We start from the raw sequence: 20,882 nt of genomic DNA, 5'->3' as shown, positions 1-20,882 counted from the left end.
ATCTATTCCCGAAACAGGCACGAGGTGCGTGGTGGATTTCCCTTCCCGTTTTGAAGTGATCGTCATCGGCGGCGGCCATGCCGGTACCGAGGCTGCGCTTGCGTCTGCACGCATGGGCGTAAAAACCCTGCTGTTGACCCATAACGTGGAAACCCTCGGTCATATGAGTTGCAACCCGGCCATCGGTGGTATCGGAAAGAGCCACCTGGTCAAGGAAATCGATGCGCTCGGCGGTGCCATGGCACTGGCCACTGACAAGAGCGGTATCCAGTTCCGTGTATTGAATAACCGCAAAGGCCCAGCTGTGCGCGCTACTCGCGCACAGGCCGACCGCGCCATCTACAAGGCAGTGGTGCGCGAGATTCTTGAGAACCAACCCAACCTGTGGATATTCCAGCAGTCCTGCGATGACCTGATCGTCGAGCAAGACCAAGTCCGCGGCGTGGTCACCCAAATGGGCCTGCGGTTCATGGCCGACTCAGTGGTGCTGACTACCGGGACTTTCCTGGGCGGACTTATCCACATTGGTCTGCAAAACTACTCCGGCGGCCGCGCCGGAGATCCGCCTGCCATCGCCCTGGCCCATCGCCTGCGTGAATTGCCGCTGCGTGTCGGGCGCCTGAAAACCGGTACCCCTCCGCGCATCGATGGTCGTTCTGTGGATTTCTCGGTGATGACCGAGCAGCCAGGCGATACGCCGATCCCGGTGATGTCGTTCATGGGCGACAAGGCCATGCATCCGCGTCAGGTCAGTTGCTGGATTACCCATACCAATGCCCGTACCCACGAGATCATTGCGTCGAACCTCGATCGTTCGCCGATGTACTCCGGGGTGATCGAAGGTATTGGTCCTCGGTACTGCCCGTCGATCGAAGACAAGATTCACCGCTTTGCCGACAAGGAAAGCCACCAGGTGTTCATCGAGCCCGAAGGGCTGAATACCCACGAGCTGTACCCGAACGGGATATCCACATCCTTGCCGTTCGATGTGCAGTTGGAGATCGTCCGTTCGATCCGCGGTATGGAAAACGCGCACATCGTGCGCCCCGGCTACGCCATCGAGTACGACTATTTCGATCCGCGTGACCTCAAGTACAGCCTGGAAACCAAGGTCATCGGCGGTCTGTTCTTCGCCGGGCAGATCAACGGCACCACCGGCTACGAAGAAGCCGGTGCTCAAGGCCTGTTGGCCGGGACCAACGCCGCACTGCGCGCCCAGGGCCGCGAAAGCTGGTGTCCACGCCGCGACGAGGCGTACATCGGTGTACTGGTCGATGACCTGATTACCCTGGGTACCCAGGAGCCGTACCGCATGTTCACTTCGCGCGCCGAATACCGGTTGATCCTGCGCGAAGACAACGCCGACCTCCGCTTGACCGAAAAAGGCCGTGAACTGGGCTTGATCGATGACCAGCGTTGGGCAGCCTTCAGCGCCAAGCGCGAAGGTATCGAACAGGAAGAGCAGCGCCTGAAATCTACCTGGGTGCGTCCGGATACCGCTCAAGGTCAGGCCATTGCCGAGAAATTCGGCACGCCGTTGAGCCATGAATACAATTTGCTCAACCTGCTGACCCGGCCGGAAATCGACTACGCCGGCCTGATGGAAGTGACCGGTGGTGCCGAAATCAATCCACAGGTCGCCGAGCAGGTCGAGATCAAGACCAAATACGCCGGTTACATCGACCGGCAACAGGAAGAAATCGCCCGCCTGCGTGCCAGCGAAGACACCCGCCTGCCGGAAGATATCGATTACAGCGGTATTTCCGGTCTGTCCAAGGAGATTCAGAGCAAGCTCGGCCAGACCCGGCCGCAGACTCTGGGCCAGGCATCGCGTATCCCGGGTGTGACCCCGGCGGCCATTTCCCTGTTGCTGATTCATCTGAAAAAACGTGGCGCAGGCCGCGAGTTGGAGCAAAGCGCTTGAGTTCTCTGGTCACCCCTCAACACGCCGAAGAGTTGTCCACAGGTGCCCGCCAGCTCGGCGTCGAGCTGAGCGAGGCCCAGCACGCGCAATTGCTGGCCTACCTGGCCTTGCTGATCAAGTGGAACAAGGCATACAACCTGACCGCCGTGCGCAATCCGGACGAAATGGTGTCCCGCCATCTGCTCGACAGTTTGAGTGTCATGCCGTTTATCCACAGCGAGCGTTGGCTCGATGTCGGCAGCGGTGGCGGCATGCCTGGCATTCCGCTGGCTATCCTGCATCCGGACAAACAAGTCACGGTACTCGACAGCAACGGCAAGAAAACCCGCTTCCTGACCCAGGTAAAACTGGAGCTCAAGCTGGACAACCTGCAAGTTATCCACAAGCGGGTCGAGGAGTACCAGCCGCCACTCCCGTTCACTGGAATTGTTTCTCGTGCCTTCAGCAGCATGGAGAACTTCACCAACTGGACGCGCCACCTCGGTGACGACAAGACGCAGTGGCTTGCAATGAAAGGGCTGCATCCTGCCGATGAACTGGTAGCATTGCCGGCAGATTTCAGAGTAGATAGCGAGCAGGCCTTGACCGTTCCGGGTTGCCAAGGCCAACGCCATCTGCTGATACTGCGCCGCACGGCATGACTGGGAACACAAGCAAGAATGGCTAAGGTATTCGCAATCGCGAACCAGAAGGGTGGCGTGGGTAAAACCACCACCTGCATCAATCTCGCAGCATCGCTGGTGGCTACCAAGCGCCGCGTACTGCTGATCGATCTCGATCCACAGGGCAACGCCACCATGGGTAGCGGTGTGGATAAACACGTCCTGGAACACTCGGTCTACGACCTGCTGATCGGGGAGTGCGACCTGGCCCAGGCCATGCATTTCTCCGAACACGGTGGTTACCAACTACTGCCGGCCAACCGCGACCTGACCGCTGCCGAGGTAGTGCTGCTGGAAATGCAGATGAAGGAAAGTCGCCTGCGCACGGCGCTGGCGCCCATTCGCGAGAACTACGACTACATTCTGATCGACTGTCCGCCGTCGCTGTCGATGCTGACCCTCAACGCGCTGGTGGCTGCCGATGGCGTCATCATTCCGATGCAATGTGAATACTTTGCCCTGGAAGGCTTGAGCGACCTTGTGGATAACATCAAGCGCATTGGCGAACGCCTGAACCCGAACCTGAAGGTCGAAGGCCTGCTGCGGACCATGTACGACCCGCGCCTGAGCCTGATCAACGATGTGTCGGCGCAGCTCAAGGAGCACTTTGGCGATCAGCTCTACGACACGGTGATCCCGCGTAACATTCGCCTGGCCGAGGCGCCGAGTTTCGGCATGCCGGCCCTGGCCTACGATAAGCAATCGCGTGGAGCACTGGCTTACCTGGCCCTGGCTGGGGAACTCGTACGCCGTCAGCGCCGTCCATCTCGCACTGCACAAACAACTTAAGGAATCCGCATGGCCGTTAAGAAACGGGGTCTCGGACGTGGGTTGGATGCACTGCTCAGTGGTCCTACCGTCAGCGCGCTCGAAGAGCAGGCTGTAAAGGTCGACCAGAAAGAACTGCAACATCTGCCGCTCGACGTGATTGAGCGCGGCAAGTACCAGCCACGCCGGGACATGGACCCGCAGGCACTCGAAGAACTGGCCCAGTCGATCAAGAGCCAGGGCGTAATGCAACCTATCGTGGTCCGTCCGATTGCCGAGAACCGCTACGAGATCATCGCGGGTGAACGTCGCTGGCGCGCCAGCCAGCAGGCCGGTATGGAAACCATCCCTGCCATGGTTCGCGATGTGCCCGATGAAGCGGCCATCGCCATGGCCCTGATCGAGAACATCCAGCGCGAAGACCTCAACCCGGTGGAAGAGGCCATCGCCCTGCAGCGTCTGCAGCAGGAATTCCAGCTGACCCAGCAACAGGTCGCCGATGCCGTGGGCAAGTCGCGGGTGACCGTAGCCAACCTGCTGCGTCTGATCTCGCTGCCTGAGGTGATCAAGACCATGTTGTCCCATGGGGACCTGGAGATGGGCCATGCTCGGGCATTGCTCGGTTTGCCGGATGAACAACAGGTCGATGGGGCGCGTCATGTTGTCGCACGTGGACTGACCGTGCGCCAGACCGAAGCACTGGTTCGCCAGTGGCTCAATGGCAAGCCAGAGCCTGTCGAACCCTCCAAGCCTGACCCGGACATCACTCGCCTTGAACAGCGTCTGGCAGAGCGTTTGGGCTCGTCAGTACAGATACGCCACGGCAACAAGGGCAAAGGCCAACTAGTTATCCGTTACAACTCGTTAGATGAGTTGCAAGGTGTGCTAGCACACATCCGCTGAAACAATTCCTTTTGTAGCGCGTAGTCGGAAATCACTACCCGGCAGTTGAATAGGGGTTAAACCGCCCCTATACTCTGCGCGCATTTTGTCGGCACAAATTATGCCAAGTCATTGCTGACTGGTTGGTCGACTTTCGAGGAGCAGTTGTGATGGAAACCCGCACGCCAAACCGCCTGCCTTTCCATCGCTGGGCGGTTTTTCCGGTACTGTTGGCTCAATGTGTCGTGTTTCTGTTGGCAACTTTGGCGTTGTGGCAGTGGCACGGGGCGGTCAGTGGATATTCAGCACTCTGCGGAGGACTGATTGCCTGGCTGCCAAATGTGTATTTCGCCTGGAAGGCTTTTCGTTACACGGGGGCCAGGGCAGCGCAGGCAATCGTCAAGTCGTTTTACGCAGGCGAAGCAGGCAAATTGATTTTGACGGCAGTGCTTTTCGCACTGACGTTTGCAGGAGTGAAGCCATTGGCGCCGTTAGCAGTCTTCGGTGTCTTTCTGCTGACCCAGTTGGTCAGCTGGTTCGCGCCCCTGCTGATGAATATAAGACTTTCGAGACCTTAGGGCGTTTGAGGCAACCATGGCAGCAGAAACCGCTTCGGGCTATATCCAGCACCACTTGCAGAACCTGACCTTCGGTCAACTACCAGACGGCGGTTGGGGCTTTGCCCATTCCGCAGCAGAAGCCAAAGCAATGGGCTTCTGGGCTTTCCACCTGGATACCCTGGGTTGGTCGGTCGCACTGGGTCTGCTTTTCGTATTCCTGTTCCGCATGGCAGCCAAGAAGGCAACTTCCGGCCAGCCTGGCGGCCTGCAGAACTTCGTTGAAGTGCTGGTGGAGTTCGTCGACGGCAGCGTCAAGGACAGCTTCCACGGTCGCAGCCCGGTGATCGCCCCACTGGCACTGACCATCTTCGTCTGGGTCTTCCTGATGAACGCCATCGACCTGATCCCGGTCGACTGGATTCCTCAGCTGGCCATCCTGATCTCCGGTGATCCGCACATTCCTTTCCGTGCCGTATCGACCACCGACCCGAACGCGACCCTGGCCATGGCCTTCAGCGTGTTCGCCCTGATCATCTTCTACAGCATCAAGGTCAAGGGTATCGGCGGCTTCCTCGGCGAACTGACCCTGCACCCGTTCGGCAGCAAGAACATCTTCGTTCAGATCCTGCTGATTCCGGTCAACTTCCTGCTCGAATTCGTCACCCTGATCGCCAAGCCGATCTCGCTGGCACTGCGTCTGTTCGGCAACATGTATGCCGGCGAGCTGGTGTTCATCCTGATCGCCGTGATGTTCGGCAGCGGCCTGCTGTGGCTGAGCGGCCTGGGTGTGGTGCTGCAATGGGCGTGGGCTGTGTTCCACATCCTGATCATCACCCTGCAAGCGTTCATCTTCATGATGCTTACCATCGTCTACCTGTCGATGGCTCACGAAGATAACCATTAAGACCGCCTGGCGTGTCTGATGACCCTTCTGCTGGTATGGGGGAGGGTCGAAATCGTCCGCAAGGGCAGCTGTACCAAACGATTTTGTTTTACCGCTTCAAACTAAAAACCTAACCAATACGACGTAAAAGTCGGGAGGAAAGATGGAAACTGTAGTTGGTCTTACCGCTATCGCTGTTGCTCTGCTGATCGGCCTGGGTGCTCTGGGTACCGCCATTGGTTTCGGCCTGCTGGGCGGCAAGTTCCTGGAAGGCGCTGCTCGTCAGCCAGAGATGGTTCCAATGCTGCAAGTTAAAATGTTCATCGTTGCCGGTCTGCTCGACGCCGTAACCATGATCGGTGTTGGTATCGCTCTGTTCTTCACCTTCGCTAATCCCTTCGTTGGTCAAATCGCCGGCTAATCACTCGAATTCTCGAGTGGTTTGGTGTGATGGACAAAGAACGAGCGAGGTGTTGGCGTGAACATTAATGCAACCCTGATTGGTCAGTCCGTTGCGTTCTTCATTTTTGTGCTGTTCTGCATGAAGTTCGTGTGGCCTCCGGTCATCGCGGCATTGCAAGAACGTCAGAAGAAGATCGCGGATGGACTGGACGCTGCCAACCGAGCAGCTCGCGACCTGGAGTTGGCCCAAGATAAAGCGGGTCAGCAACTGCGCGAAGCGAAAGCTCAGGCAGCCGAAATCATTGAGCAAGCCAAGAAACGCGGTGCTCAGATCGTCGAGGAAGCCCGTGATCAGGCCCGCGTCGAAGCTGACCGTGTGAAGGCTCAGGCTCAAGCCGAGATCGAGCAGGAAATTAACAGCGTCAAAGACGCGCTGCGCGCCCAAGTGGGTAGCCTGGCCGTTGGCGGTGCTGAAAAGATCCTTGGCGCCACAATCGATCAAAACGCGCATGCGGAGCTGGTTAATAAACTGGCCGCTGAAATTTAAGCGAGGGCGATCATGGCAGAACTGACCACGTTGGCCCGACCTTACGCTAAGGCGGCCTTTGAGCACGCCCAGGCCCATCAGCAACTGGCCAATTGGTCAGCCATGCTCGGCCTGGCTGCTGCAGTGTCGGAAGACGGCACAATGCAGCGCCTGCTCAAGGCCCCGCGACTGACGAGCGCAGAAAAGGCCGCCGCGTTTATTGACGTGTGCGGTGACAAGTTCGATGCACAGGCACAGAATTTCATTCATGTTGCCGCGGAAAACGACCGTCTCCTGCTGTTGCCGGAGATTGCGTCTTTGTTCGAGCTGTACAAGGCCGAGCAAGAAAAATCCGTGGACGTGGAAGTCACTAGTGCTTTTGCGTTGAACCAAGAACAGCAAGACAAACTCGCCAAGGTTCTCAGTGCACGGCTCAGCCGGGAAGTGCGCCTGCATGCGACGGAGGACGCCTCCCTGATCGGTGGTGTCGTGATCCGCGCCGGCGACCTGGTAATCGATGGCTCGGTTCGCGGCAAAATCGCGAAACTGGCCGAAGCATTGAAATCTTGAGTTTGAAGGGGCAGCAGAGCAATGCAGCAACTCAATCCTTCCGAAATTAGTGAAATCATCAAGGGCCGCATCGAGAATCTCGATGTAGCCTCTCAAGCCCGCAACGAAGGTACCGTCGTCAGCGTTTCTGACGGTATCGTGCGGATTCACGGTCTGGCCGACGTTATGTACGGCGAAATGATCGAGTTTCCAGGTGGCGTGTTCGGTATGGCCCTCAACCTGGAGCAAGACTCCGTTGGTGCGGTAGTACTGGGCGCATACGACACCCTCGCTGAAGGCATGAGCGCCAAGTGCACCGGTCGCATCCTCGAAGTTCCAGTTGGTAAGGAACTGCTGGGTCGCGTTGTCGACGCACTGGGTAACCCAATCGACGGCAAAGGCCCACTGGGCAACACCGAGACCGACGCGGTCGAGAAAGTTGCTCCGGGCGTGATCTGGCGTAAGTCGGTAGACCAGCCTGTACAGACTGGCTACAAATCCGTCGACGCCATGATCCCGGTCGGCCGTGGCCAGCGCGAGCTGATCATCGGTGACCGTCAGATCGGTAAGACCGCCATGGCGATCGACGCCATCATTAACCAGAAAGACAGCGGTATTTTCTGTGTTTATGTAGCCGTCGGCCAGAAGCGTTCCACCGTTGCCAACATCGTTCGCAAGCTGGAAGAAAACGGCGCCCTGGCCAACACCATCGTGGTGGTTGCCAGTGCTTCGGAATCCGCCGCACTGCAATTCCTGGCGCCATACGCCGGTTGCACCATGGGCGAGTTCTTCCGTGACCGCGGTGAAGACGCGCTGATCGTATACGATGACCTGTCCAAGCAGGCCGTTGCCTACCGTCAGATCTCCCTGCTGCTGCGCCGTCCACCAGGACGTGAAGCATACCCAGGTGACGTGTTCTATCTCCACTCCCGTCTGCTGGAGCGTGCATCGCGCGTTTCCGAAGAGTACGTCGAGAAGTTCACCAACGGCGCTGTAACTGGCAAGACCGGTTCCCTGACCGCACTGCCGATCATCGAAACCCAGGCTGGCGACGTTTCCGCGTTCGTTCCGACCAACGTGATTTCCATCACCGACGGTCAGATCTTCCTGGAATCGGCCATGTTCAACTCGGGCATCCGTCCTGCAGTTAACGCCGGTGTTTCGGTATCCCGTGTGGGTGGTGCCGCTCAGACCAAGATCATCAAGAAGCTCTCCGGTGGTATCCGTACCGCTCTGGCTCAGTACCGTGAACTGGCGGCATTCGCCCAGTTCGCATCTGACCTGGACGAAGCCACCCGTAAGCAACTCGAACACGGTCAACGTGTTACCGAGCTGATGAAGCAGAAGCAATACGCTCCAATGTCCATCGCGGACATGGCGCTGTCGCTGTATGCCGCTGAGCGTGGGTTCCTGACCGACGTTGAAATCGCCAAAGTCGGCAGCTTCGAACAAGCGCTGATTGCTTACTTCAACCGTGATCACGCCGACCTGATGGCGAAGATCAACGTGAAGGGTGACTTCAACGACGAAATCGACGCTGGCATCAAAGCCGGTATCGAGAAGTTCAAGGCCACCCAAACCTGGTAAGCCGCAGCGGGGGCTTTGCAGCCCCCGCTTGCTAACCTGATAGGTGTTACATGGCAGGCGCAAAAGAGATTCGCAGTAAGATTGCGAGCATCAAAAGCACGCAAAAAATTACCAGCGCCATGGAAAAAGTGGCGGTCAGCAAGATGCGCAAGGCTCAAATGCGCATGGCTGCTAGCCGTCCTTATGCGGAGCGTATCCGCCAGGTAATTGGTCATCTGGCCAACGCCAACCCGGAATACCGCCACCCGTTCATGATCGACCGCCCTGTAAAGCGCGCCGGTTATATCGTGGTGAGCAGTGACCGTGGTCTGTGCGGCGGTTTGAACACCAACCTGTTCAAGGCCCTGGTCAAGGACATGGCGGTCAACCGCGAGCAAGGTATCGAGATCGATCTTTGCGTGGTTGGCAGCAAAGGTGCGGCGTTTTTCCGCAGCTTCGGCGGTAACGTCGTCGCGGCAATCAGCCACCTGGGCGAAGAGCCGTCGATCAATGATCTGATCGGCAGCGTCAAGGTCATGCTGGACGCTTACCTGGATGGTCGTATCGATCGTCTGTCCGTGGTATCGAACAAGTTCATCAATACCATGACGCAAACGCCAACGGTCGAGCAGTTGATTCCGTTGGTAGCAACCCCGGATCAAGAACTCAAGCACCACTGGGACTACCTCTACGAACCTGACGCCAAAGAGCTGCTGGACGGCCTGATGGTGCGTTACGTGGAGTCGCAGGTCTACCAGGCGGTGGTCGAGAACAACGCAGCTGAACAAGCTGCCCGGATGATCGCAATGAAGAACGCCACCGACAACGCCGGTGATCTGATCAGCGAATTGCAGCTGATCTACAACAAGGCGCGTCAGGCTGCGATCACCCAAGAGATCTCGGAAATCGTCGGCGGCGCTGCCGCGGTTTAACGGTTCAAATATTCAGAGGATCCAGCTATGAGTAGCGGACGTATCGTTCAAATCATCGGCGCCGTCATCGACGTGGAATTCCCACGTGACAGCGTTCCGAATGTCTATAGCGCGCTGAAAGTACAAGGCGCGGAAACTACTCTGGAAGTTCAGCAGCAGCTGGGCGACGGCGTAGTTCGTTCCATTGCGATGGGTTCGACCGAAGGCTTGAAGCGCGGTCTGGACGTCGTCGACACCAAGGCTCCCATCTCGGTACCGGTCGGTAAAGCGACCCTGGGCCGTATCATGGACGTCCTGGGCAACCCGATCGACGAAGCTGGCCCGATCGGCGAAGAAGAGCGTTGGGGTATTCACCGCCAAGCGCCTTCCTTCGCTGACCAGGCAGGCGGCAACGACCTGTTGGAAACCGGCATCAAGGTTATCGACCTGGTTTGCCCGTTCGCCAAGGGTGGTAAGGTTGGTCTGTTCGGTGGTGCCGGTGTAGGCAAAACCGTAAACATGATGGAACTGATCCGTAACATCGCCATCGAGCACAGCGGTTATTCCGTGTTCGCCGGTGTGGGTGAGCGTACTCGTGAGGGTAACGATTTCTACCACGAGATGAAGGATTCCAACGTACTGGACAAGGTTGCCCTGGTTTACGGCCAAATGAACGAGCCACCAGGAAACCGTCTGCGCGTAGCGCTGACCGGCCTGACCATGGCCGAGAAGTTCCGTGACGAAGGTAACGACGTTCTGCTGTTCGTCGACAACATCTACCGTTACACCCTGGCCGGTACCGAAGTATCCGCACTGCTGGGCCGTATGCCTTCGGCAGTAGGTTACCAGCCGACCCTGGCTGAAGAGATGGGCGTTCTGCAAGAGCGTATCACTTCGACCAAGGAAGGTTCGATCACCTCGATCCAGGCCGTATACGTACCTGCGGACGACCTGACCGACCCGTCGCCAGCGACCACCTTCGCCCACTTGGACGCCACCGTCGTACTGTCCCGTGACATCGCCTCCCTGGGTATCTACCCAGCGGTCGATCCACTGGACTCGACTTCGCGCCAGCTGGACCCGAACGTGATCGGCAACGAGCACTACGACACCGCTCGCGGCGTCCAGTACGTGCTGCAGCGCTACAAAGAGCTGAAAGACATCATTGCGATCCTGGGTATGGACGAACTGTCCGAATCCGACAAGCAACTGGTATCCCGTGCTCGTAAGATCCAGCGTTTCCTGTCCCAGCCGTTCTTCGTGGCAGAAGTCTTCACCGGTTCTCCAGGCAAATACGTTTCCCTGAAAGACACCATTGCTGGCTTCAGCGGCATCCTCAAAGGTGACTACGACCACCTGCCAGAACAAGCGTTCTACATGGTCGGCGGCATCGAAGAAGCGGTCGAGAAAGCCAAGAAACTGTAATCCCGGCGCCCCGAAAGGGGCGCTAATCAGGTTGAGGCAAGCAGATGGCTATGACAGTCCATTGCGATATCGTCAGCGCGGAAGGAGAGATTTTCTCCGGTCTGGTCGAGATGGTGGTTGCGCACGGTAACCTGGGTGATCTTGGTATCGCTCCAGGCCACGCGCCGCTGATCACTAATCTGAAGCCAGGTCCGATCACGCTGACCAAGCAGGGTGGCGCCCAAGAGGTGTTCTACATCTCTGGTGGTTTCCTCGAGGTCCAGCCGAACATGGTCAAGGTGCTTGCCGATACCGTGCAACGTGCTGCTGACCTGGACGAAGCCCAGGCTCAGGATGCTGTAAAAGCTGCTGAGCAAGCCCTGCACGAAAAGAGCGCGGATTTCGACTACAGTGCCGCCGCTGCACGTCTGGCCGAAGCCGCAGCCCAGCTGCGCACCGTCCAGCAAATGCGCAAGAAGTAATCGGGCATTACGACCGTTCACTTCTGGCGTGATTGAGTTAAAGGGTAGCCTCGGCTACCCTTTTTCTTTTTCTGCAATTTCTTCTTCTGGTCACATCGCTGACCTCCTAGGATTGGTAGCCAGTCAATGTCCCTCGATATCGTTATTCTCGCCGCAGGCCAAGGCACTCGCATGCGCTCGGCGCTGCCCAAGGTACTGCACCCGGTCGCTGGCGACTCCATGCTTGGCCATGTTATCCAAAGCGCCCGCCAGCTTGAGCCCCAGGGTATTCATGTGGTGATCGGGCACGGCGCGGAGCTTGTTCGGGAGCGCCTGGCTGCCGACGATCTGAATTTCGTCCTGCAAGACAAGCAACTGGGTACCGGCCATGCAGTCGCCCAGGCCCTGCCAGCACTGACCGCCGATACCGTACTGATCCTCTATGGCGATGTACCGCTGATCGAAGTGGATACCCTCAAGCGCCTGCTGGCCAAGGTAACCGCCGAACAACTGGGCCTGCTGACCGTCACCCTCGATGACCCGACCGGCTATGGCCGCATCGTTCGCGATGCCCAGGGCCAGGTGGTGGCCATCGTCGAGCACAAAGACGCAAGCGATGCACAAAAAGCCATCCAGGAAGGCAACACGGGCATCCTGGCTGTTCCGGGTGCACGTTTGGCCGAATGGCTGGGGCGCCTGTCGAACAACAATGCCCAGGGCGAGTACTACCTCACCGACGTGATCGCCATGGCCGTTGCCGATGGCCTGGTCGTTGCCACCGAGCAGCCGCTGGACGCGATGGAAGTGCAGGGCGCCAACGACCGTCGCCAGTTGGCTGAGCTGGAGCGTCACTATCAGTTGCGCGAAGGGCGCCGCCTGATGGCCCAGGGCGTGACCCTGCGTGACCCCGCGCGTTTTGATGTACGCGGTGAAGTCACCGTCGGCCGCGACGTGCTGATCGACATCAACGTGATTCTCGAAGGTCGTGTGGTCATCGAAGACAACGTGGTGATCGGCCCGAACTGCGTGATCAAGAACAGTACCCTGCGCAAAGGCGCGATCGTCAAAGCCAATAGCCACCTCGAAGGCGCGATCATGGGTGAAGGTAGCGATGCAGGTCCATTCGCCCGCCTACGTCCAGGCAGCGTGCTGGATGCCCGTGCCCATGTGGGTAACTTCGTCGAACTGAAGAACGCCCACCTCGGTGAAGGCGCCAAGGCCGGCCACCTGGCTTATCTGGGCGATGCCGAGATCGGTGCACGTTCCAACATCGGTGCCGGCACCATCACCTGCAACTACGATGGCGCGAACAAGTTCAAGACCGTCCTGGGCGAAGATGTATTCATCGGTTCCAACAACTCGCTGGTCGCGCCTGTGGATATCGGTGCAGGGGCTACCACTGCGGCCGGTTCCACCATCACCCAGAATGTAGAAGCCAGCCAGCTGGCGGTGGGACGCGCGCGTCAACGCAACATCGACGGCTGGAAGCGGCCGGAGAAGATCAAGAAGAACTGAGTTGTACACAGCTGGACAGAGAGGCCGACTGGATTGTGCATAAGTCGGCCTTTTTTATGGACAGCCTCATCGTGGATGCCCGCTTCCACAGAACTCCCCGCGATAGAGTTATCCACAGAAGAATTTTTTCGCATCCCCGCTTGACGCATTTCCTGCTTTAGGTTTTGATTGGCACTGTTATCTTTCGAAACGAAACTTAAAGGCAACATGTCGAAACGAAACACACCTCAACGCCGGCACAACATTCTTGCCTTGCTCAATGAACAGGGCGAGGTGAGCGTCGATGCCCTGGCCAAGCGTTTCGAAACCTCGGAAGTGACCATCCGCAAGGATCTTGCTGCCCTGGAAGCCAATGGTCTGCTGCTGCGTCGCTACGGCGGTGCAGTGACCATGCCTCAGGAACTGATCGCCGATCAAGGCCAACCCGTCTCGCTGTACAAGCAGGCTATCGCCCGGGCGGCAGTCGGACGTATCCGCGAACACGCCCGCATCATCATCGACAGTGGCAGTACCACCGCGGCGATGATTCCCGAGCTGGGCCATCAGCCCGGCCTGGTGGTGATGACCAACTCCCTGAATGTGGCCCGCGCCCTGAGTGAGCTGGAACATGAGCCCGTGCTGTTGATGACCGGTGGCACCTGGGATCCGCATTCCGAATCCTTCCAGGGGCAGGTCGCCGAGCAGGTACTACGCTCTTACGATTTCGACCAGTTGTTTATTGGCGCCGATGGCATCGACCTTGCCCGAGGTACCACAACTTTCAATGAGTTGCTGGGCCTGAGCCGGGTGATGGCCGAGGTGGCACGTGAAGTGATCGTCATGGTCGAGTCTGACAAGGTCGGGCGTAAGATCCCCAACCTCGAGCTGCCCTGGGGCAGCGTGAACACCCTTATTACCGATGAGCGCTTGCCCGTTGAGGCACGTGAACAGATTGAAGCCCGCGGCATCCATGTGATTTGCGCCGCACTCTCCAAGGAGCATGAATAATGTGTGGAATCGTTGGTGCCGTCGCCGAACGTAACATCACTACCATCCTGATCGAAGGTCTCAAGCGCCTGGAATACCGCGGCTACGACAGCGCCGGGCTGGCCGTCTATACCCAGCAAGGCAATCTGGAGCGCCGTCGTCGTATCGGCAAGGTCAGCGAGCTGGAAGCGGCGGTTGCCGCCGAGCCGCTGGCCGGCAACCTGGGCATTGCCCACACCCGTTGGGCAACTCACGGTGCCCCGACCGAAGGTAATGCCCACCCGCATTTCTCAGGTCACGAACTGGCGGTGGTGCACAACGGCATCATCGAGAACCACGAGGAACTGCGTGAGCAGCTCAAGGGCCTGGGCTACGTGTTCAGCTCCCAGACCGACACCGAAGTCATCGTCCACCTGCTGCATCACACCCTCAAGTCCCTGCCGGACCTGGCCGACGCCCTCAAGGCTGCAGTCAAGCAACTGCATGGCGCCTACGGCCTGGCCGTGATCAGCGCGCATCAACCAGATCGTTTGCTGGCCGCCCGTAGCGGTAGCCCGCTGGTCATCGGCCTGGGCCATGGTGAAAACTTCCTGGCTTCCGACCAACTGGCCCTGCGCCAGGTCACCGACCGCTTCATGTATCTGGAAGAAGGCGATATCGCCGAGATCCGCCGTGACCAGGTGACCATCTGGGATGTGGCCGGTACCCAGGTCCAGCGCGAAACCGTGCAGTACCACGAGGGTGCCGAAGCGGCCGACAAGGGCGAATACCGCCACTTCATGCTCAAGGAAATCCACGAGCAGCCAACTGTGGTGCAACGTACCCTGGAAGGGCGCCTGGGCAAGGACCATGTGCTGGTCCAGGCGTTCGGCCCGCAAGCCGCCGAGCTGTTCGCCAAGGTTCGCAATGTACAGATCGTTGCCTGCGGCACCAGCTACCACGCCGGTATGGTTGCCCGTTACTGGCTGGAGAGCCTGGCCGGCATTCCTTGCCAGGTCGAAGTCGCCAGCGAGTTCCGCTACCGCAAGGTGGTAGTGCAGCCCGATACCCTGTTTGTCTCGATCTCCCAGTCTGGTGAAACCGCCGACACCCTGGCCGCGCTGCGCAATGCCAAGGAGTTGGGCTTCCTCGGCAGCCTGGCGATCTGCAACGTTGGCATCAGCTCGTTGGTGCGTGAATCCGACCTGACCTTGCTGACCCAGGCCGGCCCGGAAATCGGAGTGGCCTCGACCAAGGCATTCACCACCCAGTTGGTGTCGCTGATGCTGCTGACCCTGTCCCTGGGCCAGGTGCGTGGCACCCTGGAAGCCGGTGTCGAAGCCGAGCTGGTCGAAGAGCTGCGCCGCCTGCCGGCCCGCCTGGGAGAAGCCCTGGCCATGGACGCGATCGTCGAGAAAACCGCCGAGCTGTTCGCCGACAAGCACCACACCCTGTTCCTTGGTCGTGGCGCTCAGTTCCCGGTCGCGATGGAAGGTGCCTTGAAGCTCAAGGAAATCTCCTACATCCACGCCGAAGCCTATCCTGCCGGTGAGCTCAAGCACGGTCCGCTGGCGCTGGTCGACAGCGACATGCCGGTCGTGACCGTGGCGCCGAACAACGAACTGCTGGAGAAGCTCAAGTCCAACCTGCAGGAAGTACGGGCCCGCGGTGGCGAGCTGATCGTGTTCGCCGATGCACAGGCTGGCATGAGCAATGGCGAAGGTACTCACGTGATCGCTGTGCCGCACATCATCGATGCGCTGGCGCCGATCCTCTACACCATTCCCCTGCAACTGCTGTCGTACTACGTGGCCGTACTCAAGGGCACCGACGTCGACCAGCCGCGTAACCTGGCGAAATCGGTGACCGTGGAATAACCGTCAGGTCATAGCGAATGAAAACTGTCGCGCCCTACCAATCCGCACCTGGCGCCAGGCCGCTCAGGTGCAGCTGCTGGAAGGCGTAGATCCGCGGCAGTTTTTATTAGCTAGTGCCTGGAGGCCGAGCGCTAGCGTCTTTGGCGTCGGATGCCAAATAGCGTGGCGCCTTTGAGCGATTCAAGGCGTGTTTTCCCTGCCAGATTGTTTCGTGGAAAGCGAATAGCTCACCTCGACCAGAACAATAAAAAGGGAAAAGCATGATGCCTCCATACCTGCTTTCAGTGCTCTTGGCGGCACTCGGCGGTTCGGCTATCGCGGCACCGGATGAAGACAAGCTGGGCAAGGCCCAAGGTTATCCGGCCGGTACGGCCGAAACCTGGTTCACCAACGAGTCGGTACGCGTTGGGACCTTTACCTCCCAGGGAGAAATCCCAGGCATTTTCGCCGGCAAATCCAATGTGCTGGCTGCAAGTGACACGCCGATGCCTCTGCTTCGCAGTGACCGTGAGCCTTCAATCCGTTGGGATGCGGATCAACTGCAAAACCTGACGGTAGACGATTACCTGGCGCGCCAGCGCGTCATGGGGTTGTTGATTGTCAAAGATGGTGTGGTCCAGGTAGAGCGGTATCAGTATGACCGCAAACCTTCGCAACGCTTCCTGTCCAATTCGATGGCAAAGTCGATTACGTCGCTCGCAATCGGCATTGCAGTGCAGGAAGGGAAGATCCACTCACTAGATGATCGCGCCGATCGCTATGCCCCTGAACTGGCGGGTACGTTGTACGGCGAAACGACGATTCGCAATCTGTTGCGGATGGGCTCTGGCGTGCGATTCACCGAGCGCTATGACGGTCAGGATGATCGAGCGCGTTACATCCAGGCTCTCACCCGTGATGGCATGCAGGCGGCGGCCAGGAACATGACGGAGCGCGAGGCGCCACAAGGGTCGCGTTTCTCATACAGCAGCGCCGAAACCGACATGCTTGGCATCGTTTTGCGCGGGGCTACCGGCATGACGCTCAGCGAATACTTGACCCCGCGACTCTGGCAACCCATCGGTGCCGAAACCTCGGCGTTGTGGCGTGCCGATAAAACCGGACTGGAGCGCGCCTCTACAAGCTTCAATGCGACATTGAGAGATTACGCTCGCCTGGCCATCGTTCTGGCCAATGATGGGGTGCGGCCCGACGACCCACAACGCAAGCAGATCATTCCCCGAGACTACCTTCTCGACGCAACGGATTGGCACAAAGTCCCGCAGGCGTTTCAACCAGGAAAGGCCACTGGCTCTTACGGCTATGGCTATCAGATCTGGCTTTCTCCGGGCGAGAAACGACGCTTCCTGCTGTTGGGTGTGTTTGGACAAATGATTTTCATCGACCCGGAACTCAAACTGGTCATGGTCCAGACGAGCGCCGCCGCCGAGGCCAAGCCTGCTCGGTTGTTCAAGGACGCCAATGCACTGTGGCGAGGCGTGGTTCAGCAGTACGGCAACTGGTAGCGGGTCCACAGCTGTCCTGTTTTGGCCTACCTCGATGGTGCGACCCGATGGCCGATCATGGTTTCAATCAAACCCAGACAGTGCGTGACCTGCGGCGAGTTATCCCCAGCCCGACGACTGAGAATGATCGGTGAAACCGCCGCCGACTCACTCAGCGGTGCATACACGATGTCGTCGCGATGCTGGCGCTGCACCGAGGCGGGCACCAGTGTTATCCCCAGGCCCGCGGCAACCAGGCCGAGGGCGGTCTGCAGCTCGTTGGTCCACTGGATAACCTGCACGCTCAGGCCCTGGTTGGTGAACAAGGCCATGATGTGGTCGGCATAGCTTGGGCGCGGCGTGACGGGGTAGAGCACAAAGGGTTCGAAAGCCAGGCGCACGAGGTCGATTGGCCGGCCGATCAGCGGATGTCCACAGGGCAAGGCGACCACCAGCGGCTCTTCGCGCAGCACGTGCTGGTCGATGGCCGGGTCCTTGATGTGGATGCGGCCAAAGCCGATATCGATGCGTCCTGCCTTCAGGGCCTCGACCTGTTGCAGGGTGATCATTTCCTGAAGGCCAAGCTCCAGTGCTTGCTGATTGCGCAGTTGGCGAATCAGATCAGGGAGCAGGTCGTAGAGCGTCGAGGGTGCAAAGCCGATGCGCAGCCACTGGCGCTCGCTGTTGGCGATACGTCGGGTGCCGTCGCCAATCTGTTCGAGCTGATCCAGCAGCATTGAACTTTGTTCATAAAAGTAGCGCCCGGCCTCGGTCAGGCGCAGTGGGCGGCTGCGCTCCAGCAGTTCGACACCCAAGGTTTCTTCCAGCTGGCGGATCTGCCGGCTCAAGGGCGGTTGGGCAATGTGCAGTTGCTCGGCGGCGCGGGTGAAGTTCAGGGTCTGCGCCAGCACCCGGAAGTAACGCAGATGGCGCAGTTCCATGATACCTCCTGGGTATTGTTGCCCACCCAACAGATATTGGACTGCCTGGCGGGCCTGAAGCAAGCTGGCGTCTTGTGGATAATCAGACCCTGTGGATATCGTCCGCCAAGAACAAGAAGAGGGCAGCCCATGAGCAGCCACCTGTTGAGCGAGCGCAGTTGTGTGTTTGAGCGCGCCGATCCTCACGCCGTGTCCGAGTACGTCAATCAGCATGTCGGTGGCCACAGCCTGCGCCTGCCCCGCACGGGCGACCTGCAGGCGAGCATCAACCATCGCAAGTTCGCCAGCCTCGATCTGTGTCGCCTGAGTTACGGCGGCAAGGCGCGGATTACCTCGCCGGCGCTGGGGACGTTGTATCACCTTCAGGTGTTGCTCAGCGGCCACTGCCAATCCAGCTGTCGTGGCAACGAGCACCACTATGTCCCTGGCGAGCTGTTGCTGATCAATCCCGATGATCCTGTGGACCTGACGTACTCAGCCGACTGCGAGAAGTTCATCCTGAAAATGCCGGTTGGCCTGTTGGAGCAGGCTTGCGTCGACCAGCGCTGGCAGGTACCCGAAGGCGGCATCCGCTTTACCAGCGCGCGTCATGTCACGCACGAGCTGGAAGGGTTCATCGGTCTGCTCGGGCTGATCTGCGAAGAAGCCGAGTCCACCCAGTCGTTGCTGCAGGTGCAGGAGCATTACGCACGCATCGTCGCCAGCAAGTTGCTCAGCTTGCTGGGCAACAATGTCCAGCGCAGCGAGCCTGCGCAGCAAACCCATTCATTCGAGCAACTGGCCGCCTATATCGATGCCCATCTGCACCAGGACATCAGTGTCGCGCAATTGATGAACGTAGCGCGGGTGAGCGAGCGTTCCTTGTATTCGCTGTTCGAACGCCATGCAGGCTTGTCGCCGAAGGGGTATGTGCGACAGCGCAAGCTGGAGCGGATTCACGCGGCGCTGCAAGACCCGGCAAGCCCGGTGCGCAATGTCACCGAAATCGCCCTGGACTTCGGTTTCCTGCACCTGGGCCGCTTTGCCGAGAGCTATCGCCAGCGCTTTGGCGAGTTGCCCTCCGTCACCTTCAAACGCTACCGCTGACCCCTGATCGCGCCTTGCGCAAACTGGATATCGATTCGCAGGAAACGGCTATTGGCCCTTTTGCAGTGCTCCTAACCTGAGGCTGCGAACACTGCTCGGCAGGTTCGCCATCCGGTTTCGATAACAACAACAAAAGAGACACGCCTCATGCGAACGATCGATATCAACAGCCTGGTCGATCAGGCGAAGTTCAATGCCTTTCACTGGCGTGTGCTGTTCTGGTGCGCGCTGATCATCATCTTCGATGGCTACGACCTGGTCATCTATGGCGTGGTGCTCCCGGCGCTGATGCAAGAGTGGGGCATGACGCCCTTGCAGGCCGGTGCCCTGGGCAGCTATGCACTGTTCGGCATGATGTTCGGTGCACTGGTATTCGGCCCGTTGTCGGACCGTATCGGCCGCAAGAAAGCCATCACTATTTGCGTGATCCTGTTCAGCGGCTTTACCGTGCTCAACGGCTTTGCCCGCAATCCCACCGAGTTTGGCATCTGCCGCTTTCTGGCCGGGCTGGGTATCGGCGGGGTGATGCCCAACGTGGTGGCGCTGATGAATGAGTACGCCCCCAAGCGCATGCGCAGCACCCTGGTGGCGATCATGTTCAGCGGATACTCGGTGGGCGGCATGCTCTCGGCGGGCCTGGGCATTGTGCTGTTGCCGCGCTTTGGCTGGCAGTCGGTGTTTTACGTGGCAATCATTCCCTTGCTGCTGTTGCCGTTGATTCTGCGTTTTCTGCCCGAGTCCCTGGGGTTTCTGGTTCGCCAGGGGCGTACCGAACAGGCCGGCCAGTTGCTGGCGCGGGTAGAGCCGAGCTACCAGCCTCAGGCGGGTGATCGCTTGGACGTGGTTACCGGTACCGAGGTCGGCGGCTCTGTGCCACAGCTGTTTCGCGAGGGCCGGGCACTGAGCACCTTGATGCTCTGGGTGGCGTTTTTCTGCTGCTTGCTAATGGTCTACGCACTCAATTCCTGGTTGCCCAAACTCATGACCAACGCCGGTTACGGCCTGGGTTCGAGCCTGGCGTTCCTGCTGGTGCTCAACTTCGGTGCGATCTTCGGTGCAGTGGGCGGTGGCTGGATTGGTGACCGCTTCAAGCTCGACCGGGTGTTGGTGGTGTTCTTCGCCGTGGCCGCCCTGTCGATCAGCCTGCTCGGCTTCAAGAGCCCGACACCGGTGCTGTACCTGCTGATCGCCATCGCCGGGGCAACCACCATCGGCACGCAGATTCTGGCCTACGCCTGTGTCGCCCAGTACTACCCGATGGGTATTCGTTCCACGGGCCTGGGGTGGGCCTCGGGTATTGGTCGCAGCGGGGCGATTGTGGGGCCGATCCTGGGCGGCATGCTGCTGGGCATCCAGTTGCCGCTGGCGCTCAACTTCATGGCCTTTGCCGTTCCGGGGGCCGTGGCTGCGGTGGCGATGATGGTGTTTGCCAGCCGGGGTGTGGCGCAGAGCCGAGCCGGGTTGCCGGTTTCGGGTTAAGTCATCGCGGGCAAGCCCGCTCCCACGGTGGTAGGAGTGGGAGCGGGCTTGCCCCGC

At 59.2% G+C, this 20,882-nt stretch carries 20 protein-coding genes; 19 read left to right on the top strand and 1 reads right to left on the bottom strand.

The window, feature by feature from the left end:
* Positions 1-31: 31 nt before the first annotated feature.
* The 17 genes from mnmG to NPS58_RS19625 all read left to right on the top strand — a co-directional run bounded on the left by mnmG (position 32) and on the right by NPS58_RS19625 (position 17,340).
* Positions 32-1,924, top strand: coding sequence for a tRNA uridine-5-carboxymethylaminomethyl(34) synthesis enzyme MnmG (mnmG, locus tag NPS58_RS19705; RefSeq protein WP_274116969.1), 1,893 nt, complete (start codon positions 32-34; stop codon positions 1,922-1,924).
* Entirely contained in the window at positions 1,921-2,565 is a 645-nt protein-coding gene (rsmG, locus tag NPS58_RS19700) for a 16S rRNA (guanine(527)-N(7))-methyltransferase RsmG (RefSeq protein ID WP_274116968.1), read from the top strand. Before mnmG ends, rsmG begins: the two co-directional genes overlap by 4 nt.
* A gap of 18 nt (positions 2,566-2,583) precedes the next feature.
* Entirely contained in the window at positions 2,584-3,375 is a 792-nt protein-coding gene (locus NPS58_RS19695) for a ParA family protein (protein ID WP_028942555.1), read from the top strand.
* A gap of 9 nt (positions 3,376-3,384) precedes the next feature.
* Positions 3,385-4,257, top strand: a complete 873-nt coding sequence (locus NPS58_RS19690) for a ParB/RepB/Spo0J family partition protein (RefSeq protein ID WP_274116967.1) — start codon at positions 3,385-3,387, stop codon at positions 4,255-4,257.
* A gap of 149 nt (positions 4,258-4,406) precedes the next feature.
* Positions 4,407-4,814 (top strand): F0F1 ATP synthase subunit I, encoded by a 408-nt coding sequence (locus NPS58_RS19685; RefSeq protein ID WP_010222722.1) that lies wholly within the window; start codon positions 4,407-4,409, stop codon positions 4,812-4,814.
* A 16-nt stretch (positions 4,815-4,830) separates the two neighbouring features.
* On the top strand, positions 4,831-5,700 hold the full coding sequence (gene atpB / locus NPS58_RS19680) for a F0F1 ATP synthase subunit A (RefSeq protein WP_010222723.1): 870 nt from the start codon (positions 4,831-4,833) through the stop codon (positions 5,698-5,700).
* Positions 5,701-5,842: 142 nt separating this feature from the next.
* Positions 5,843-6,100 (top strand): F0F1 ATP synthase subunit C, encoded by a 258-nt coding sequence (gene atpE, locus NPS58_RS19675; RefSeq protein WP_003097235.1) that lies wholly within the window; start codon positions 5,843-5,845, stop codon positions 6,098-6,100.
* Positions 6,101-6,157: 57 nt separating this feature from the next.
* Complete coding sequence (locus tag NPS58_RS19670) at positions 6,158-6,628, top strand: F0F1 ATP synthase subunit B (protein WP_028942553.1); 471 nt, start codon at positions 6,158-6,160, stop codon at positions 6,626-6,628.
* A gap of 12 nt (positions 6,629-6,640) precedes the next feature.
* Positions 6,641-7,177 (top strand): F0F1 ATP synthase subunit delta, encoded by a 537-nt coding sequence (locus NPS58_RS19665; RefSeq protein ID WP_274116966.1) that lies wholly within the window; start codon positions 6,641-6,643, stop codon positions 7,175-7,177.
* Between the two features lie 21 nt (positions 7,178-7,198).
* Positions 7,199-8,743 (top strand): F0F1 ATP synthase subunit alpha, encoded by a 1,545-nt coding sequence (gene atpA, locus NPS58_RS19660; protein ID WP_274116965.1) that lies wholly within the window; start codon positions 7,199-7,201, stop codon positions 8,741-8,743.
* Positions 8,744-8,793: 50 nt separating this feature from the next.
* Complete coding sequence (atpG, locus tag NPS58_RS19655; RefSeq protein ID WP_274116964.1) at positions 8,794-9,654, top strand: F0F1 ATP synthase subunit gamma; 861 nt, start codon at positions 8,794-8,796, stop codon at positions 9,652-9,654.
* Positions 9,655-9,681: 27 nt separating this feature from the next.
* Positions 9,682-11,058, top strand: coding sequence for a F0F1 ATP synthase subunit beta (gene atpD / locus NPS58_RS19650; RefSeq protein WP_028942549.1), 1,377 nt, complete (start codon positions 9,682-9,684; stop codon positions 11,056-11,058).
* A 44-nt stretch (positions 11,059-11,102) separates the two neighbouring features.
* The gene (locus tag NPS58_RS19645; RefSeq protein ID WP_128322008.1) at positions 11,103-11,519 is read left to right on the top strand and encodes a F0F1 ATP synthase subunit epsilon; all 417 of its coding nucleotides are present in this window, start codon (positions 11,103-11,105) and stop codon (positions 11,517-11,519) included.
* A gap of 126 nt (positions 11,520-11,645) precedes the next feature.
* Positions 11,646-13,013, top strand: coding sequence for a bifunctional UDP-N-acetylglucosamine diphosphorylase/glucosamine-1-phosphate N-acetyltransferase GlmU (gene glmU / locus NPS58_RS19640; protein WP_274116963.1), 1,368 nt, complete (start codon positions 11,646-11,648; stop codon positions 13,011-13,013).
* 207 nt (positions 13,014-13,220) lie between these two features.
* Positions 13,221-14,000, top strand: coding sequence for a DeoR/GlpR family DNA-binding transcription regulator (locus tag NPS58_RS19635; RefSeq protein ID WP_274116962.1), 780 nt, complete (start codon positions 13,221-13,223; stop codon positions 13,998-14,000).
* Entirely contained in the window at positions 14,000-15,835 is a 1,836-nt protein-coding gene (gene glmS, locus NPS58_RS19630) for a glutamine--fructose-6-phosphate transaminase (isomerizing) (RefSeq protein WP_274116961.1), read from the top strand. The genes NPS58_RS19635 and glmS overlap by 1 nt, the downstream gene beginning before the upstream one ends.
* Before the next feature lie 260 nt (positions 15,836-16,095).
* Positions 16,096-17,340, top strand: a complete 1,245-nt coding sequence (locus NPS58_RS19625) for a serine hydrolase domain-containing protein (protein WP_274116960.1) — start codon at positions 16,096-16,098, stop codon at positions 17,338-17,340.
* Positions 17,341-17,366: 26 nt separating this feature from the next.
* Here the strand turns inward: NPS58_RS19625 and NPS58_RS19620 are convergent, their stop codons facing one another.
* A complete protein-coding gene (locus NPS58_RS19620; protein ID WP_274116959.1) occupies positions 17,367-18,260 on the bottom strand; it encodes a LysR family transcriptional regulator in 894 nt (297 codons plus the stop codon).
* A 129-nt stretch (positions 18,261-18,389) separates the two neighbouring features.
* Here NPS58_RS19620 and NPS58_RS19615 point away from each other — a divergent pair, with 129 nt between their 5' ends.
* Together NPS58_RS19615 and NPS58_RS19610 are read left to right on the top strand one after the other, a co-directional pair.
* Positions 18,390-19,346, top strand: a complete 957-nt coding sequence (locus NPS58_RS19615) for an AraC family transcriptional regulator (protein WP_274116958.1) — start codon at positions 18,390-18,392, stop codon at positions 19,344-19,346.
* 147 nt (positions 19,347-19,493) lie between these two features.
* Positions 19,494-20,825 (top strand): MFS transporter, encoded by a 1,332-nt coding sequence (locus NPS58_RS19610; RefSeq protein WP_274116957.1) that lies wholly within the window; start codon positions 19,494-19,496, stop codon positions 20,823-20,825.
* The last annotated feature ends 57 nt before the right edge of the window (positions 20,826-20,882 follow it).

This window comes from Pseudomonas putida (assembly GCF_028682455.1).
Taxonomy (GTDB): Bacteria; Pseudomonadota; Gammaproteobacteria; order Pseudomonadales; family Pseudomonadaceae; genus Aquipseudomonas; species Aquipseudomonas putida_AA.
The sequence above is the reverse complement of the archived record's forward strand: the minus strand, read 5'-3'. Positions and strand labels throughout refer to the sequence as shown.